Origin of the sequence: Bradyrhizobium sp. F1.13.3 (genome assembly GCF_040548265.1) — a bacterium.
Classification (GTDB): domain Bacteria; phylum Pseudomonadota; class Alphaproteobacteria; order Rhizobiales; family Xanthobacteraceae; genus Bradyrhizobium.
Genome location: NZ_JBEPRI010000003.1, coordinates 271,247 through 288,183, shown reverse-complemented (window position 1 = coordinate 288,183; position 16,937 = coordinate 271,247). Strand labels below are relative to the sequence as shown.

12 protein-coding genes are annotated in these 16,937 nt (G+C 65.6%); 7 read left to right on the top strand and 5 right to left on the bottom strand.

Going from position 1 to position 16,937, the window contains the following annotated elements; translation table 11 throughout:
• The first annotated feature begins 104 nt into the window (after positions 1 to 104).
• The 5 genes from ABIB66_RS10990 to garD all read left to right on the top strand — a co-directional run bounded on the left by ABIB66_RS10990 (position 105) and on the right by garD (position 6,573).
• Positions 105 to 1,010 (top strand): LysR family transcriptional regulator, encoded by a 906-nt coding sequence (locus tag ABIB66_RS10990; protein WP_018457543.1) that lies wholly within the window; start codon positions 105 to 107, stop codon positions 1,008 to 1,010.
• A 123-nt stretch (positions 1,011 to 1,133) separates the two neighbouring features.
• A complete protein-coding gene (gene kdgD, locus ABIB66_RS10985; protein ID WP_354254838.1) occupies positions 1,134 to 2,078 on the top strand; it encodes a 5-dehydro-4-deoxyglucarate dehydratase in 945 nt (314 codons plus the stop codon).
• A gap of 25 nt (positions 2,079 to 2,103) precedes the next feature.
• Positions 2,104 to 3,447 (top strand): glucarate dehydratase, encoded by a 1,344-nt coding sequence (gene gudD / locus ABIB66_RS10980; protein WP_354208394.1) that lies wholly within the window; start codon positions 2,104 to 2,106, stop codon positions 3,445 to 3,447.
• Positions 3,448 to 3,464: 17 nt separating this feature from the next.
• Complete coding sequence (locus ABIB66_RS10975; RefSeq protein WP_275169965.1) at positions 3,465 to 4,913, top strand: aldehyde dehydrogenase family protein; 1,449 nt, start codon at positions 3,465 to 3,467, stop codon at positions 4,911 to 4,913.
• A 118-nt stretch (positions 4,914 to 5,031) separates the two neighbouring features.
• A complete protein-coding gene (garD, locus tag ABIB66_RS10970) occupies positions 5,032 to 6,573 on the top strand; it encodes a galactarate dehydratase (RefSeq protein ID WP_354208393.1) in 1,542 nt (513 codons plus the stop codon).
• Positions 6,574 to 6,662: 89 nt separating this feature from the next.
• Here garD and ABIB66_RS10965 read toward each other — a convergent pair whose 3' ends face one another.
• The 3 genes from ABIB66_RS10965 to ABIB66_RS10955 all read right to left on the bottom strand — a co-directional run bounded on the left by ABIB66_RS10965 (position 6,663) and on the right by ABIB66_RS10955 (position 9,138).
• Positions 6,663 to 7,019, bottom strand: coding sequence for a hypothetical protein (locus ABIB66_RS10965; RefSeq protein WP_275169963.1), 357 nt, complete (start codon positions 7,017 to 7,019; stop codon positions 6,663 to 6,665).
• 377 nt (positions 7,020 to 7,396) lie between these two features.
• The gene (locus tag ABIB66_RS10960) at positions 7,397 to 7,993 is read right to left on the bottom strand and encodes a DUF2147 domain-containing protein (RefSeq protein WP_354058063.1); all 597 of its coding nucleotides are present in this window, start codon (positions 7,991 to 7,993) and stop codon (positions 7,397 to 7,399) included.
• Between the two features lie 116 nt (positions 7,994 to 8,109).
• Positions 8,110 to 9,138, bottom strand: coding sequence for an NAD(P)/FAD-dependent oxidoreductase (locus ABIB66_RS10955; RefSeq protein ID WP_354208392.1), 1,029 nt, complete (start codon positions 9,136 to 9,138; stop codon positions 8,110 to 8,112).
• 179 nt (positions 9,139 to 9,317) lie between these two features.
• On the opposite strand from ABIB66_RS10955, the gene ABIB66_RS10950 reads away from it, so the two are divergent.
• Entirely contained in the window at positions 9,318 to 9,785 is a 468-nt protein-coding gene (locus ABIB66_RS10950; protein WP_354208391.1) for an acyl-CoA thioesterase, read from the top strand.
• 12 nt (positions 9,786 to 9,797) lie between these two features.
• Here the strand turns inward: ABIB66_RS10950 and ABIB66_RS10945 are convergent, their stop codons facing one another.
• Both ABIB66_RS10945 and ABIB66_RS10940 read right to left on the bottom strand, forming a co-directional pair.
• Positions 9,798 to 10,118: a 2Fe-2S iron-sulfur cluster-binding protein gene (locus tag ABIB66_RS10945; RefSeq protein ID WP_007602043.1), complete on the bottom strand. Its 321-nt coding sequence runs from the start codon at positions 10,116 to 10,118 to the stop codon at positions 9,798 to 9,800.
• Between the two features lie 165 nt (positions 10,119 to 10,283).
• Positions 10,284 to 10,658, bottom strand: a complete 375-nt coding sequence (locus ABIB66_RS10940) for an Hpt domain-containing protein (protein WP_354208390.1) — start codon at positions 10,656 to 10,658, stop codon at positions 10,284 to 10,286.
• A gap of 396 nt (positions 10,659 to 11,054) precedes the next feature.
• Here ABIB66_RS10940 and ABIB66_RS10935 point away from each other — a divergent pair, with 396 nt between their 5' ends.
• Positions 11,055 to 16,763: an apolipoprotein A-IV repeat region-like domain-containing protein gene (locus tag ABIB66_RS10935; protein WP_354208389.1), complete on the top strand. Its 5,709-nt coding sequence runs from the start codon at positions 11,055 to 11,057 to the stop codon at positions 16,761 to 16,763.
• Positions 16,764 to 16,937 lie beyond the last annotated feature (174 nt).

The window sequence follows — 16,937 nt, the reverse complement described above, 5'->3', positions numbered from 1 at the left end:
GACCAGGCAACTTAACGGCGGCTTCACGGCCGCCGTCTTTGTTTTGGGAGTAATCGATGCTAGAAGCGCCGGGGAAACGCCTTATCCATCTAAGGCATGTATCGATGTTCGACCTCAATCAGCTCCGCTGTTTCGTCACGGTGGCGGAGGAATTGCATTTCGGCCGCGCCGCCGCGCGGCTGAACATGACCCAGCCGCCGCTGTCCCGGCAGATCCAGGTGCTCGAGCACATCATCGATGCGCCGCTGCTGGAGCGTACCAGCCGCTCGGTGCGCCTGACGCCGGCCGGGCGCAGCTTCCTGCCGGAAGCGCGGCGCATCCTGAAGCTTGCGGAAAGCGCCTCGCAGGTTGCCCGCCGTATCGCGCTCGGCAAGTCCGGCTCGCTGAAGATCGGCTTCACCGCGGCCGCCGCCTACGGCTTCCTCCCCGAGCTCGTCGCCGCATGCCGCGCCAAGCTGCCCGAGGTGGACTTCTCGCTGAAGGAGATGGTGTCGGGCGACCAGTTCGAGGCGCTGACCTCGGGCCAGATCGATGCCGGCCTGCTCAGGCCCCCGATCGCGCGCCCCGAAATCGCCAGCCGCCGCGTGGTCGCCGAGCCCCTGCTCGCCGCGATCCCGAAAAAGCATCCGCTGGCCAATGCCGAGAGCGTCACGATCAAGGATTTCGACAACCAGCCCTTCGTGATGTATTCGCCCTATGAGAGCCGCTACTTTCACGACGTGCTGGTGGCGCTGTTCACCCGCGCCGACATCCTGCCGCGCTATGTCCAGCACCTGAGCCAGATCCACTCGATCCTCGCCATGGTGCGCGCCGGCCTTGGCCTTGCCATCGTGCCGGCGGCGGCGGCGAGCCTGAAGATCGCGGACGTCCGCCTGCGGCCGCTGAAGCTGCGCACCCGCGTCCCGGTCGAGTTGTTCATGGTCTGGCGCCGCGACGACGAGAATCCGCTGCTGTCGGCGCTCGTCAAAATCGCGAGCGAATTGTCCTCGGCGGAGGCGATGGAAGATTGATGCTGAATTCGCATCGGTCGATATAGGCTTTGGCTTGGACCCGCATCGAACGGTCTCCTAAACCACGGCGCATGGACGCGTAGGCTTGCGTCCTCCACAACGCGAGACCAGGGAGCAGCGCCCATGAGCAAGATGACCCCGCAGGAAATGGCCCAGAAGATCGGATCCGGCCTCCTGTCCTTCCCCGTCACGCCGTTCAAGGCGGATTACTCCTTCGACGAGACGACCTACCGGGCCAACATGGACTGGCTGTGCGGCTATGACGTCGCCGGCCTGTTCGCCGCCGGCGGCACCGGCGAGTTCTTCTCGCTGACGGCCGCCGAAGTTCCGCAGGTCGTCAAGATCGCCGTGGAGGAGACCAAGGGCCGCGTGCCCGTGCTCGCCGGCACCGGCTACGGCACCGCCACCGCGCGCGAGATCGCGATCGGCGCTGAGAAGGCCGGCGCCGACGGCTTGTTGCTGCTGCCGCCCTATCTCACCCATGCCGAGCAGGACGGCCTCGCTGCCCACGTTGAAGCGATCTGCGCCTCCGTGAAGATCGGCGTCATCGTTTACAACCGCGACAACGCCATCCTCCAGCCCGATACGCTCGCCCGCCTCGCCGAACGCTGCCCGAACCTCGTCGGCTACAAGGACGGCATCGGCGACATCGAGCTGATGACCCGCGTCTACACCAAGCTCGGCGACCGCCTGACCTATATCGGCGGCTTGCCGACCGCAGAGACCTTCGCGCTGCCCTACCTCGACATGGGCGTGACCACCTACTCCTCGGCGGTGTTCAACTTCGTTCCGGAATTCGCCACCAACTTCTACGCCGCCGTGCGCAAGCGCGACCACGCGACGATCCACGCCGGGCTGAAGGACTTCATCCTGCCGCTGATCGCGATCCGCAACCGCAAGAAGGGCTATGCGGTCTCGATCATCAAGGCCGGCATGAAGGTGATCGGCCGCGATTCCGGCCCGGTCCGCCCGCCGCTGACCGACCTCACCGAGCAGGAGATCGTGGAGGTCACGGCGCTGGTGAAAAATCTGCCCGCCATCCGATCGTCACAACAGGCTGCAGAATAACAAACGACACAGGGAGGAGCCTGCGATGGCCAAGACCGAGATCACTGGCGCACCGGTCGTCACCGCGATGCAGGTGATCCCAGTCGCAGGTCGTGACAGCATGCTCCTCAATCTGAGCGGCGCGCATGCGCCGTTCTTCACCCGCAACATCGTCATTCTCACCGACAATGCCGGTCACACCGGTGTCGGCGAGGTGCCGGGCGGGCAGAAGATCTGGCAGACGCTGCAGGACGCCCGTGATCTCGTGATCGGCAAGACCGTCGGCGCGATGAACAACATCCTCGCCGATATCAGGACCGCCTTCGCCGATCGCGACGCCGGCGGCCGCGGCAAGCAGACGTTCGATCTCCGCGTCATGATCCATGCCGTCACGGCCGTGGAGTCGGCCCTGCTCGATCTGCTCGGCCAGCATCTCAACCTGCCCGTCGCAGCCCTGCTCGGCGAGGGGCAGCAGCGCAACAGCGTCGAGACCCTCGGCTATCTCTTCTTCGTCGGCGACCGGCGCAAATCCAAGCTCGACTATATCGGCGGCGAGACCGGCAAGCCCGAATGGTTCAACCTCCGCCATCAGCAGGCGATGACGCCGGAAACCGTGGTGCGGCTCGCGGAAGCCACCCACGACCATTACGGCTTCGCTGATTTCAAGCTCAAGGGCGGCGTGCTGCGCGGCGAGCAGGAGATCGAGGCCGTCACAGCAATCGCAAAACGCTTCCCCAATGCCCGCGTGACGCTGGACCCGAACGGCGCCTGGTCGCTCGACGAGGCTGTCAGCCTCTGCAAGGACATGCACGGCATCCTCGCCTATGCCGAGGACCCCTGCGGCGCCGAAGGCGGCTTCTCCGGCCGCGAGATCATGGCCGAGTTCCGCCGTGCCACGGGCCTGCCGACCGCAACCAACATGATCGCGACCGACTGGCGGCAATTGTCCCATGCGCTGCGCCTCGGCGCGGTGGACATTCCGCTGGCCGATCCCCATTTCTGGACCATGCAAGGTTCGGTGCGCGTGGCTCAGACCTGCCGCGACAACGGCCTGACCTGGGGTTCGCACTCCAACAACCATTTCGACATCTCGCTCGCCATGTTCACCCATGTCGGCGCCGCCGCCCCCGGCAAGGTCACCGCGATCGACACGCACTGGATCTGGCAGGACGGCCAGGCGCTGACGAAGGAGCCGCTCCAGATCAAGGGCGGCAAGATCGCTGTGCCTGATAGGCCGGGCCTGGGTATCGAAATCGACAGGGCCGCCATCGACGCCGCGCATGACCTCTACAAGCAGCATGGACTCGGCGCCCGCGATGACGCTATTGCCATGCAGGACCTGATCCCCGGCTGGACCTTCGACGACAAGCGTCCCTGCCTGGTTCGTTAAAAACTCTGGAGGAAGCTATGACTGCGATCCTGAAGAACTTCATCGGCGGCGAATGGGTCGACGGCTCCGGCGTCACCAAGAACATCAACCCCTCCAACACCAACGACCTAGTCGGCGAATACGCCAAGGCCGACAAGGCGCAGACCGAGAAGGCGATCGCAGCCGCCAAGGCCGCCTTCCCCGCCTGGGCGCAGTCGACGCCGCAGGCGCGCTACGACGCGCTGAACAAGATTTCGCTCGAGATCATCGCCCGCAAGGAAGAGCTCGGCCGCCTGCTCGCCCGCGAGGAAGGCAAGACCCTCCCCGAAGGCATCGGCGAGGTCGCCCGCGCCGGCCAGATTTTTGCGTTCTTCGCCGGCGAGGCGCTGCGCATGATCGGCGAAAAGGGGGCCTCGGTGCGTCCCGGCATCGACGTCGAGCTCACCCGTGAGCCGATGGGCGTCGTCGGCATGATCACGCCCTGGAATTTCCCGATCGCGATCCCCGCCTGGAAGATCGCCCCGGCGCTCTGCTACGGCAACACCGTGGTGTTCAAGCCTGCCGAGCTGGTGCCGGGCTCGGCGCATGCGCTGTCCGAGATCATCACCCGTTCCGGCATCCCGGCCGGCGTGTTCAACCTCGTTGTCGGCTCGGGCTCCGTGGTCGGCCAGACCCTGATCGAGCATCCCGACGTCGCCGCGATCACCTTCACCGGCTCGGTGCAGACCGGCCGCAAGATCGCGCAGGCCTGCGTGACCTCGAGCAACATGAAGAAATTCCAGCTCGAGATGGGCGGCAAGAACCCGCTGGTCGTGCTCGACGACGCCGATCTCAAGACCGCCGTCGAAGTCGCCGTCAACGGCGCCTATTTCTCCACCGGCCAGCGCTGCACCGCCTCGTCCCGCCTGATCGTCACCGAAGGTATTCACGACCGTTTCGTTGCGGCGGTGACCGAGCGCCTGAAAGGCCTGACGGTGGACGACGCGCTCAAGGCCGGCGTGCATATCGGCCCGGTGGTCGACCAGAGCCAGCTCGACCAGGACCTGCGCTACATCAAGATCGGCCAGGACGAGGGTGCCAAGCTCGCCTGGGGCGGCGAGTTGCTCAAGCGCGAAACGCCCGGCCACTACCTCCAGCCGGCGCTGTTCACCGAGGCCAACAACAACATGCGCATTTCGCGCGAGGAGGTCTTCGGCCCGGTTGCCGCCGTCATTCGCGCCAAGAACTACGAAGAGGCGCTCGCGATCTCCAACGACACTGAGTTCGGCCTTGCCTCCGGCATCTGCACCAGCAGCCTGAAATACGCCTCGCACTACAAGCGCAACAGCGAGTCCGGCATGGTGATGGTCAATCTGCCGACCGCCGGCGTCGACTATCACGTGCCGTTCGGCGGCCGGAAGGGTTCGAGCTACGGTGCCCGCGAGCAGGGCTCCTACGCCCGCGAGTTCTACACGACGGTGAAGACCGCCTATACCTATCCCGGTTGATGGATCGTAGGTGTCGTAGGGTGGGTTAGCGCAGCGTAACCCACCTCTTGTGGTTCGACGGATGCAGACGGTGGTGGGTTACGCTGCGCTAACCCACCCTACACTTCGGAGTCCTTCCATGGACCAGTCGGTCGCAGCGAAAGAGCAGCCGCGCTACATCAAGCTCAACGATCGCGACAACGTCGCGATCGTGGTCAATGATTTCGGGCTTCCCGCCGGCTCGCGCTTTGCCAGCGGGCTGACGCTGCGCGCCTTCGTGCCGCAAGGCCACAAGACGGCGCTGGTCGACATCCCCCAGGACGCCCCGATCATCCGCTACGGCGAGGTGATCGGTCATGCGCTCGCGCCGATCCTGGCCGGCGAATGGGTGGACGAAGCGCGCATCCGCATGCCGGAGGCCCCTGCCCTCGACAAGCTGGAAATCTCGACCGCCGTTCCCGCGCCGCTGCCGCCGCTCGAAGGTTTCACATTCGAAGGCTTTCGCAACTCCGACGGCTCTGTCGGCACCAAGAACATCCTCGGCATCTCCTCCTCCGTGCAATGCGTCAAGGGCACGATGGAATACGCGGTGAAGCGCATCCGCGCCGAGCTGCTGCCGAAATATCCGAATGTCGATGACGTCGTGCCGCTGACGCATGCCTATGGCTGTGGCGTCGCCATCAACGCGCCAGACGCCGTGATTCCGATCCGCACGCTGCAAAACATCGCGCAGAACCCGAATTTCGGCGGCGAGATCCTGGTCATCAGCTTGGGATGCGAAAAGCTCGCGCCCGAGCGGCTGGTGCCGGAAGGCGTCAGCAATGCCATCGTGCGCATGCAGGACGAAGCCTTCGACGGCTTTGGCGCCATCGTCGAGGCGATCATGACCCAGGCCGAAGCCCGTCTGAAGATCCTCAACAAGCGCACCCGCGAGACCTGCCCGGCCGCCGATCTCGTCATCGGCCTGCAATGCGGTGGCAGCGACGCCTTCTCCGGCGTCACCGCGAATCCCGCGGTCGGCTTCGCGGCCGACCTGCTGGTGCGCGCCGGCGCCACCGTGATGTTCTCGGAAGTCACCGAAGTGCGCGACGCGATCCAGCTCCTCACCCGCCGCGCCATCAACGAGGACGTCGGCCGCGCACTGGTCCGCGAGATGGCCTGGTACGATTCCTATCTGGCCCGCGGCGGCGCTGACCGCAGCGCCAACACCACGCCGGGCAACAAGAAGGGCGGGCTTGCCAACATCGTCGAGAAGTCGCTCGGCTCGATCGTCAAGTCCGGATCAAGCGCCATCACCGGCGTGCTCTCGCCCGGCGAGAAGGCGACGCAGAAAGGCATGCTGTTTGCGGCAACGCCGGCGTCCGACTTCATCTGCGGCACGCTCCAACTCGCCTCCGGCATGACGCTGCAGGTGTTCACCACGGGCCGCGGCACGCCTTACGGCCTTGCGGCTGCGCCCGTGATCAAGGTCGCGACCCGCAGCGAGCTCGCGCGACGCTGGAAGGACCTGATCGATTTCGATGCCGGCGGCATCGCGACCGGCGAGAAGACCATCGAGGAGACCGGCTGGGACCTGTTCCGCCTGATCCTCGACGTCGCCAGCGGCCGCACGCAACCATGGTCGGATCGCTGGGGCATCCACAACGATTTGACGCTGTTCAATCCGGCGCCGGTGACCTGAGCGCCGCGCGCGGGCGCTGTCTCGCCGCGTGGATGCATTGGTGCGAGTCCGGTTTCGACGCTACGTTTCGCCCGGGATGACGCTTCAGTCTACGTCATGCTGCCCGGCATGAAGCAGCGCACGCGCGGATGGCCGTCGATATAGTGCTTCCACACCATGGTGCGGCCGATCTTGTTCGGCTCGGTGATGACGGCGCCGTCGGGCACGACCACCCATTCGCCGTCGAGATGTACGCGATAACGGCCCTTGTCGGACTCCCAGTCGACATCGGCGACCACATAGCCATCGGCATCCGAGCAGCATTGGCCGTATTCGCTGTGCAGGCTCTCGAACCAGGGCTTTAATGGCGAGTTGGCGTAGCGCCCGTCGTCGCGCGCCATCATCGGGGCCGTCAGCAGCACCGTCAGGACCAGCAGCATGGCGGCACACGTTATTGCACGTCTCATGTCGTCTCCGCGGATCGAGGTCATCGCCGCGGGGCGATAGTTGCCGTCCGCCTTCCGCGACTCGGCGAAGGCGTCAAGGACGGCGACTCATTCCCCCAACAGCTTTGCGGATAGCTATGCAAATCCGGCGCCACCGCGCATTCCGGGGAACTACTGGCGCGCGTCCGGCACGCATTGGTCTTTCGACGGGTATGACTGCTGCTCGCGCGCCAAGTTCTCCGCTGTCGCAGCCGGCCGCATGCGCGATTGCGCACGGGGCCACGGACACCGCGCAAGAACGCGGAGAGGCTGCGGCGTACTGGAGTCCCCGCTTGGCGGGCAATGACGGCCTGTGTGGAGCTACGGAAGTTCGGGCGCCACAGCGCGCGACCTAGACCCTACTGCTTCGGCGCCGGCGCCATCATCGCGCCGCCCTTCTTCGCCGCGGGCACGGGCTTGGTCGCAGCGGTTGCTTGCGCCGGGAGATATTTCGCGACGATGGCGGGATCGACCTGCGCGATGTTGGCGTCGGGAAGACGCGTCCAGGTCTCATCCTTGCCGAACAGGGAAATGCCGAGGAAGCCGCGCATCGTCAGGGTCTGCCCATCCGGACTGACCGTCATCTTGGCCTTCCAGATGTTGCCGTCGCGCGGGTTGACCACGTTGCCGCCGTCATACTTCAAGCCATCGCGCTTCATGTCGCGGATGAAGGAGAGGCCGAGCACCGGCGCGTTCTTGCGATCGTCCGTGCATTTCGCGCAGATCTCGTTCGGATCGTCGCCGGGCCGCGGAAAGGTTTTTGCGATGACGCCTTCGAAGATGCCGTTGTGGTCGACGAAGAGGAACCATCCCACCGTCTTGCCGTCTTCGACCTTCTGCCAGAGGCCCGCGGCGGTCGGCTGCTGCACTTGCGCCGCAACCGGGCTCACCGCGCCGAGCGACATCGCGAGCGCGAGGAGCGAGAACAACCGAAAGCCGGAAAAGAGAGTCCGCATTATCATCACCTTGCTGAGCCAATCGCCTTGCTAAGCCGCCTACTGCAATGGCCGCAGACTACGGCGATTTCGCGAACTGTTCCAGCACCAGAAACATGGGGCATCGCCGGCCGCCGTCAGTTGACGCCGAGCTTCTTTTGCAGGCTGGAGGACGATGTCGTGTACTGGAACACGAGCCGCTTCTCCGGATACACGTAGCGATGGGCTTTTTGCGACATCAGCGCGCCCTCGTGGAAGCCGCACAGGATCAGCTTGATCTTGCCGGGATAGGTGTTGATGTCGCCGATCGCGAAGATGCCCGGGACGTTGGTCTCGAACGCGGATGTCTCGACCGGCACCAGATTGTTCTCCAGCGCGATGCCCCAGTTCGCGACCGGACCGAGCTTCATGGTCAGCCCGAAGAACGGCAGCATGGTGTCGCAGGTAATTTCGCTCACGCTGTTGTCGTTGCCCTTGACCGTGGCGCCGCTCAGCTTGCCCTCGTTGCCTGACAGCCCGGTGACCTGGCCGAGCCGCAGATCCATCTTGCCGGCAGAGACCAGCGCGCGCATCTGCTCGACGCTGTGGGGGGCGGCGCGAAAATCGTCGCGACGGTGCAAGAGCGTGATGCGCTTGGCGATCGGATGCAGATTGAGCGTCCAGTCGAGCGCGGAATCGCCGCCGCCCACGATCAGCACGTTCTTGTCGCGGAACGTTTCCATCTTGCGCACGGCGTAGTGCACCGAGCTTCCTTCATAGGCTTCGATCCCCGGCACCGGTGGACGCTTGGGCTGAAACGAGCCGCCGCCGGCAGCGATCACCAGCACCTTGCATTCGAACACCTTGCCGGCATCCGTGGTGCAGCGGAACAGGGAATCGCCGATCTTCTCCACCGTCTCGATCATCTCGCCGAGATGGAAGGTCGGATGGAACGGCTTGATCTGCTCCATCAGGGCGTCGGTGAGGCCCTGCCCCGAAACCTGCGGAATGCCGGGAATGTCGTAGATCGGCTTTTCCGGATAGAGCTCTGCGCACTGGCCGCCGACCTTGTCGAGGATGTCGACGAAATGCGTCTTCATATCGAGAAGGCCCAGCTCGAAAGCGGCAAACAGACCGCAGGGGCCGGCGCCAATAATCAGCACATCCGTTTTGATCGCGTCGCTCATGTCGTCTCTTTATCGTCGTTCGGTGGGACGGCGCCCTTTGGGCCGAGGTGACCCTGCCTGTCTAGCCAACGGGGATGGATCAGGGAAGGCATAAAAGCGGGAGCGCCCCGCAGCCGCACCCACTTGCCGGGTCAGGATAACTGGGCTGTAACCAGGAACTCTATGACGGAGATCAATCGGTGAACGCACCAAGCCGCCTCGATACGACGCCGCGCCTGGAGGACTATCCTTTTCGCCTCAGCGACAATGTCCGCTTCGGCGATCTCGACCCCAACCAGCACGTCAACAACGCGGTCTACGCCACCTATTTCGAGACCGGCCGTGTCACGCTGATGAAGCTCCCGGAATACGCACTGACGCCGCCGGGACTTGCCTGGATCATGGTGCGGCTCGACATCCATTTTCGTGCGGAGCTGCACTGGCCGAACACGATCGAACTCGGCCTCGGCGTCGCGAAGCTGGGGCGAACGTCGGTGACGTTCGAGCAGGTGGTATTTTCGGAAGGGAAGTGCATTGCATCGGCGACGTCGGTCGCCGTGATGATCGACGAAGCGTCGCGCCGGCCAACGCCACTCACCGCGGAAGTGCTCGAGAAGCTCAGCCCCTGGCACAAGCGCGGCATCGAGGTCGCGCCGCCGAGCACATGATAGCTAAGAGAGTTAGGCCTGCCGCTCCGGCGTCGCCACGACGAGGCCGTCGAGATCGTCGGAGACCTTGATCTGGCAGGACAGGCGCGAGTTCGGGCGTACGTCGAAGCCGAAGTCGAGCATGTCCTCTTCCATCGGCGTCGGGCTGCCGACCTTCTCGCGCCACGCTTCGTCGACATAGACATGGCAGGTGGCGCAGGCGCACGCGCCGCCGCATTCGGCCTCGATGCCGGGAATGCTGTTGCGGATGGCGGCTTCCATCACAGTCGCGCCGTTCTCGACGTCCACCGTACGGGTTTCGCCCTTGTGATCGACAAAGTGAATTTTGGCCATGTGTGCTCGTACTGCCGCGATCTAGGGAATGAAGGAGGGTCCGGGCTGTCCTATAACGGGTCGGTCAGCCCGGCGCCATAGCGTTTTGATAAGTCGTGAATACCGCTTGGCGGGAAGAAAACCCGTCAAAACAAAACACTAGAGCACGGCTCTGGCCCTGTCGGCCTAAGGGTTCAGGATCGCCTCGATGGCGGCGCGCGCTTCGGTCACCGCCTCTTTCAGCGCGGCGAAGGCGTGAGGCCGACCCTGGCCGGTCTGGATTGCGGTCTCCAGGCTGGCTGCGGCATCTGCCACCGCAAAGGCGCCGATCCCGCGCGCCGACCCCTTGAGCTTGTGGGCGAGTACACCGGCCTCGGCCGGCAGCGCTGCCATTGCCGCGATCAGGCGCACCGCCTGCTGGGCAAACATCGCCAGCACTTCCTGTTCCAGCTCGGAATCGCCGAGCGTCATGCGGGAGAGATGATCGAGGTCGAGCGGGCTGTCGATGGGTGCAAGCGGGGGCGAAGGCATCCAGTCCATCCGTTGCAGTTCAGGCGTCATGGCGCAGGCCCCGGCATCGCGCGCTGTCCGCCGGTCCGGCGGTCAAGTTCCCTCCACCCAAGCACGGAAATGGTTAACGAAATGTTCCGGCCGTTTTACGCAAATCTGCCTGCTTATTGACGAAAAGTTGCCGCAATCCGGCGAGTTCCGTGGAGAATTCCATTTATTGCTAAGGCCTTACGGCACGATCCTGTTAACGATGATTAAGAATGTCTTAATCGCGGGCATTTCATTCGCGACGCTCTGCCAATAGGATGTTGGAGAAATTGGCGGACAAGCCGTCCGGGTGGAGATGGCTCGGAGATCCGCGCAAGCGGCATGATCCGGACTGTGGGCTTGCGTAGCGCGCAGAGCTCGCGGGGGGACGCGTACAAGTAACGAGGGCTCGGACTGAACATGGCAAACACTCCGAAAAAGGTCAAAGACCCCACAGAAGATGCGCTTTCTGCAATCCAGGAAGCCCTGAACATCAGCGACACGGCTGCGGACACCAGCCGCAATGCCTCGATGCGCAGCGAGACGCCGCCCCCGGTCGCGCCACCGGCTCCCCCGATCTTCGACGAACCGAGCTTCGACCCGCGTCCTGCCGCGAACGAACGCGCGATGTTCGACCAGGTCGAGGAGCCGCGCTCCTCGCGCCGCGCCGCCAATGACGACCGTGCGACCATCGGCCAGCTCTTGCAGACGCTGCAAACGGGACGCCCGACCCGCAACATCTATACCGGCGCGACAATCTTCACCGTCATCTGGCTGGCGGCCTGCGCCGCGCTGACGGTCGGCTTCCTGCCTTCGATCCAGGCGGCGATGGGCCAGAGCGGCGGCGTGTTGGCCATTGCCGGCCTCGTCACGATGTTCTTCGCGCCGATCATGCTGTTCTTCTTCCTGGCCAGCCTCGTCTGGCGCGGCCAGCAAATGAGCTCGGTCGCGCAGGCGATGGCCCAGGTTGCGATCCGCTTCTCCGAGCCGGAAGGCTCGGCTTCGGATTCCATGGTGACCGTGGGCCAGGCCATCCGCCGCGAGGTTGCGGCGATGGGCGACGGCATCGAGCGCGCCATCGCGCGCGCCGGCGAACTCGAGACGCTGGTCGCCAACGAGGTCGCGGCGCTCGAACGCGCGTATTCGGACAACGAAGTGCGCATCCGCGCCCTGCTCCAGGACATCGCGCATCAGCGCGACAATCTGGTCGGCCAGGCCGAGCAGGTCCGCAGCGCCATCTCCGGTGTGCAGATCGATTTGCGCCACGACATCGCGCTGATCTCGGACGCGATCGCCTCGCGCGTCGACGAGGTCGCCAAGTCCATCACCGGGGCGCTCGAAGAGCGCGGCGCCCACATTACCGGTGCGCTCAGCAACGCCGGCGACAACATGATCCTCGCGCTCGGCGAGCGCGGCGGCGACCTGCTCGACCGCCTCGAGGAGGCCAGCAACGAGACCACGCGCGCGGTGCTCGACGCCAGCGAGCGGCTGACCACCAGCCTCAATTTCAAGACCGGCCACGTTCACGACGAGTTCGTCGACCTCGCCGACCGCGTCCACGAAATGCTGAACGAGCGCATCGACCGCATCACCGGCGAGTTTGAGCAGCGCTCCGCCGCGATCGTCGACGGCATCTCCGAGCGCACCGAGCAGGTGCACGACAGCCTGAAGAATTCGTCGGACTCGCTGCTGCTCGAACTCGAGCTGCGCTCCAACGACCTCTCCGCCAAGATCGACGACGCCGGCAACCGCCTCGCCGGCCACATCATGACCTCCGGCGACAAGGCGAGCGAAGCGCTCGACGCCACCGTCAACACGCTGGTCGCCAAGGTCGTCAGCCAGACCGAGACCGCGCACGACTCGCTGTCGCTGCAGATGAGCGCCTTCGACGAGCTGGTGAAGAACCAGGGCACCGAGCTGGTCGAGAAATTCGCCCGCGACTCCGGCACACTGGGCGCGCTGATCACCCGCCACATCTCCGAGTTCGACCGCACCGTGAAGACCTTCGGCGGCGAGATCGTCGATCGGATGGGCCAGCGTACGCAGGACATCCATGAGTCGCTGAAGACCTATGTCGACAATTTCGACACCCGCTTCACCTCCAACGGCGGCGCGATCACGGCTGTGCTCGACCAGCGCCTGGTGCAGTTCGAGACCACGGTCGGCGAGCGCGTCAGCAACCTCGACACCTCGCTGAACGGCAAAATCTCCAGCCTCGACTCGACGATCGATGGTCACATCAAGACCTTCGACGAGCAGCTCGTCGGCCGCGTCGCCGCGCTCGAACAGTCGTTCGATACCCGTGCGAAGTCGGTCACCGAGACCATCGACGGACGGCTCAACACGCTCGCCTCGTCGCTGACCGACGGTGCCGCGCAGGCGATCCAGTCGATCGACAACCGCCTCACCCATCTCACGACGTCGCTAACCGATGGCGCATCGCAGGCGATCGAGACGATCGACAACCGCCTCAACCACCTCACGACCTCGCTGACGGATGGCGCATCGCAGACCATCCAGACGATCGACACGCGCCTCACGCATCTGACGACCACGCTCACCGGCGGCGCGTCGCAGGCGCTCGAATCCATCGACACGCGCCTCACCTATCTGACCACCGCGGTGACGAACGGCGCCTCGCAGGCGGTGCAGTCGATCGACACCCGCCTCACCCTCCTGACCTCGACGCTCACGGACGGCACCGCGCAGGCGATCGAGGCGGTCGACCGCCGCATCACCGGCGTCACCGAGATCATCGACGGCCGCAGCATGCACCTGACCGACACGGTCACGGCGCGGTTCCAGGACATCCAGCAGGCCATCGAGACCAAGGTCGGCTCGGTCGCCAGCGACATAGACGTGCGCGTGGCGCAGTTCGAGGACCTGCTCGGCTCGCGTGTCGAGGCCGTCGCCGGCCGCATCGAGAGCAGCGGACGCCAGGCCAGCGAGGACATGATGTCCCGCGCCGAGATGATCTCGACCGCGATCCGCTCGCATGTCGAGGACGCCGAGCGCTCGCTCACCAACCTCGTGGTCAACACCAGCGAGACCATCCAGACCGGTGCGCGCACCGCACAGCAGTCGCTGATGACGGTTTCCTCCGACGTCAACGCCCAGCTCAAGATGACCTCCGCCGAGGTCGAGCGCGCGCTGACGGCGGTCGGCACCGGTGCCGCGAACTCGATCCTGACCAGCGCTCGCGAAGCGCAGTCGACGCTGGTCGCAGCATCCGGCGATGCCTCCAACCAGATCAAGGGGCTCACGGCCGACGTCGAACGCACGCTGTCGTCGGCAGGCTCGGCGACCGCCGCCTCGATCCTGGCCGGTGCCCGCGAGGTGCAGACCACGCTCGTCACGGCGTCCTCAGACGCGGCCAACCACGTCAAGACCCTCACCGCCGACGTGCAGCGCTCGCTGTCGATGGCCGGCTCCGCCACGGCGGAATCGATCACCGCCGGCGCCCGCGACGCGCAGAGCGCGCTGGTCGCGGCTTCGAGCGAGACCGCCAACCAGATCAAGGCGCTGTCCTCGGACGTGCAGCGCTCGCTCTCGATGGCCGGCACCGCGACGGCAGAGACCATCATGACCGGCGCGCGCGAAGCCCAGAGCACGCTCGTCAACGCGTCCTCGGATGCGGCGAGCCAGGTCAAGTCTCTCGCCGCCGAAGTGCATCGGTCGCTCTCGCAGGTCGGCCAGTCGACCGCCGAGACGATCACGACCAGCGCCCGCGATGCCCAGAGCACGCTGCTGGCGGTTTCCGCCGAACAGACCGGCCAGGTTCGTTCGCTGGCGGCCGAGATGCAGCGCGCGCTGGCGACCGCCGGCGGCGCCACCATCGAGGCGCTCACCAGCGGCGTACGCGAAGCCCAGGGCACGCTGATCTCCGCTTCGACGGACGCTGCGAGCCAGATCAAGTCGCTGACCACGGACATCGAGCGCACGCTGACCTCGGTCGGCGCCGACACCGCCTCGACCATCCTCAACAGCGCGCGTGAGGCGCAGACCTCGCTGACCTCGACTTCGGCGGATGCCGCAAGCCAGATCCGCACGATCTCGAGCGAGATCGAGCGTACGCTGAGCACGGCCACCGCGAACGCGACCAACGACATCCAGACCAGCGCGCTCAACGCCCAGAACGCGCTGATCAACGCCTCCAACGAGGCAAGCTCGCGGGTCAAGTCGAGCTCGGCGGACGTCGAGCGTTCGGTGCTCGCCGCCAGCAGCAGCTTCGGCCAGGCCATGACCGGCAAGACCGACGAGATTGTCACCTACGTGCAGCAGCAGTCGGACCGTCTCGCCAACATGATCGACGCCAAGCGCGGCTCGCTCGTGGACGCGATCGGTTCCAAGACCAGCCAGCTCACGCTCGACATCGACCGCGTCACGTCCGACGCGCTGAAGTCGATCGAGACCCGCGGCCACGCGTTCTCGCAGACCATGATGGGCAACGGCTCCGAGGTGGCGCGAACCATCAACTCGGCGAGCGAGATGGCGACGGGTGCCGTCAACAAGTCGCTCAAGGACCTCGAGCAGGCCTCCCGCGCGGCGATCGACCAGTCGCGCCAGGTCTCTATCGCGGCCGTCACCGAGATGCAGGAGACCAGCAAGATCCTGCGCACCGACACGGTCGCCCTGTTCGAGCGCCTGCGCGAAGGCAACATCCTGCTCCAGGAGGTGCTGACCGGGGCGCACGACAATCTCAACTCGCTCGAGCGGGCACTGGTGACGCGCGTCGCCGACTTCGTCTCGGCGATGAACGACGTCACTTCGCGCAACGGCGCTGCGACGCAGAACCTGGAAGACCAGCTCAACGTCTTCAACAGCAAGACCACGCGGGCGCTCCAGGATCTCGGCGAGCTGTCGACCCAGTTCGACGCGCACGGCAAGGCACTGGTCGAGGCCGCGCAGGTCGTGGAGCAGAGCAACAAGAACACCACCGCTTCGCTCGCCGAACGCAAGCAGGCGCTGGAATCGCTCGTCACTACGATCGACCTGCGCACGGCCGATCTCGACCAGCGCCTGTCGCGCTTCACCGGCCTGCTCGATGAATCGCTGGCAGCCGCCGAAGAGCGTGCCCGCGACATCGCCCGCGTCGTGGCGGAGACCGCCGGCGCCGGTTCCGCCGCGATCACCCGCCAGTTCGAGGCGGTGCGGTCGGCCTCCGAAGAGGAGCACCGGCAGACCGTCGAGGCCATGCACGACATCTACCGCCAGACCACCGACGAGGCGGATGCGATGTTCAAGCAGTCGACCGAGAAGTTCACCAACCTCGTCTCCAGCATGAAGCAGATGGCGTTCGAGATGCACAACGAGCTCGAAGCCACCCGCAACGAGCTGCGCCGCGGCGTGCTCGAGATGCCCCAGGAGGCCGCCGAGAGCACTGCGCAGATGCGCAAGGTGATCGTCGACCAGATCGAGGCGCTCGCCGAGCTCAACCGCATCGTGGCCCAGCACGGCCGTGGCCTCGACGTCTCCACGACGGGCCGCGCCAGCGTGCAGCGTCAGGAAGAGCCGATGCTGGCGGCGGTCGGCGCGCGCAGCACCGAGACGCGCATGCGCGAGAGCGCCAGCGCCTCGACGCTGCCGCCGCCGGACCTCGGCATGCCGGCCTCCTCGCGCCGCACCGAAGCGCCGCCGGTCGCACCGGCCGGAAACGACCAGGGCCGCGACGGCTGGCTGTCCGACCTGCTGAGCCGCACGGACGCCAACCAGGGTGCACCCACCGGACGTGAGGCCCCGCGCGCCCGCCAGGCTGCACCGGCTCCGCAGCCGCAGGCTCCGCAAGGTGGCGGCAATCCGCTGGAATCGTTGTCGCTCGACATCGGCCGGCTGATGGACCGCAACCTCGCGTCCGAGATGTGGGACCGCTACCAGCGCGGCGAGAACAAGGCCTTCACCAAGCGCCTCTACACGCCCGCCGGCCAGAAGGCCTTTGACGAGGTCGCCCGCAAGTATCGCTCCGACCGCAACTTCAAGGGCACGGTCGACCGCTATGTCGCCGAGTTCGAACGTCTGCTCGACGAAGTCGCCCGCGACGGCCGCGGCCCGCAGGAGCTGCGCAACCACCTGACCTCGGAAACGGGCCTAGTGTACACACTGCTCGCGCACGCAGCGGGCCGGCTGGGGTGAGCGGTTCGCGGCGATAGCGAATGAAAAACGGAGCCCTCGCGGGCTCCGTTTTGTTTTGGGGCACATCGCTGCGCCTCCACAAACTCGTCATTGCGAGGAGCTCTTGCGACGAAGCAATCCAGACTGCTTCTGCGGAGGCAGTCTGGATTGCTTCGCTTCGCTCGCAATGACGAG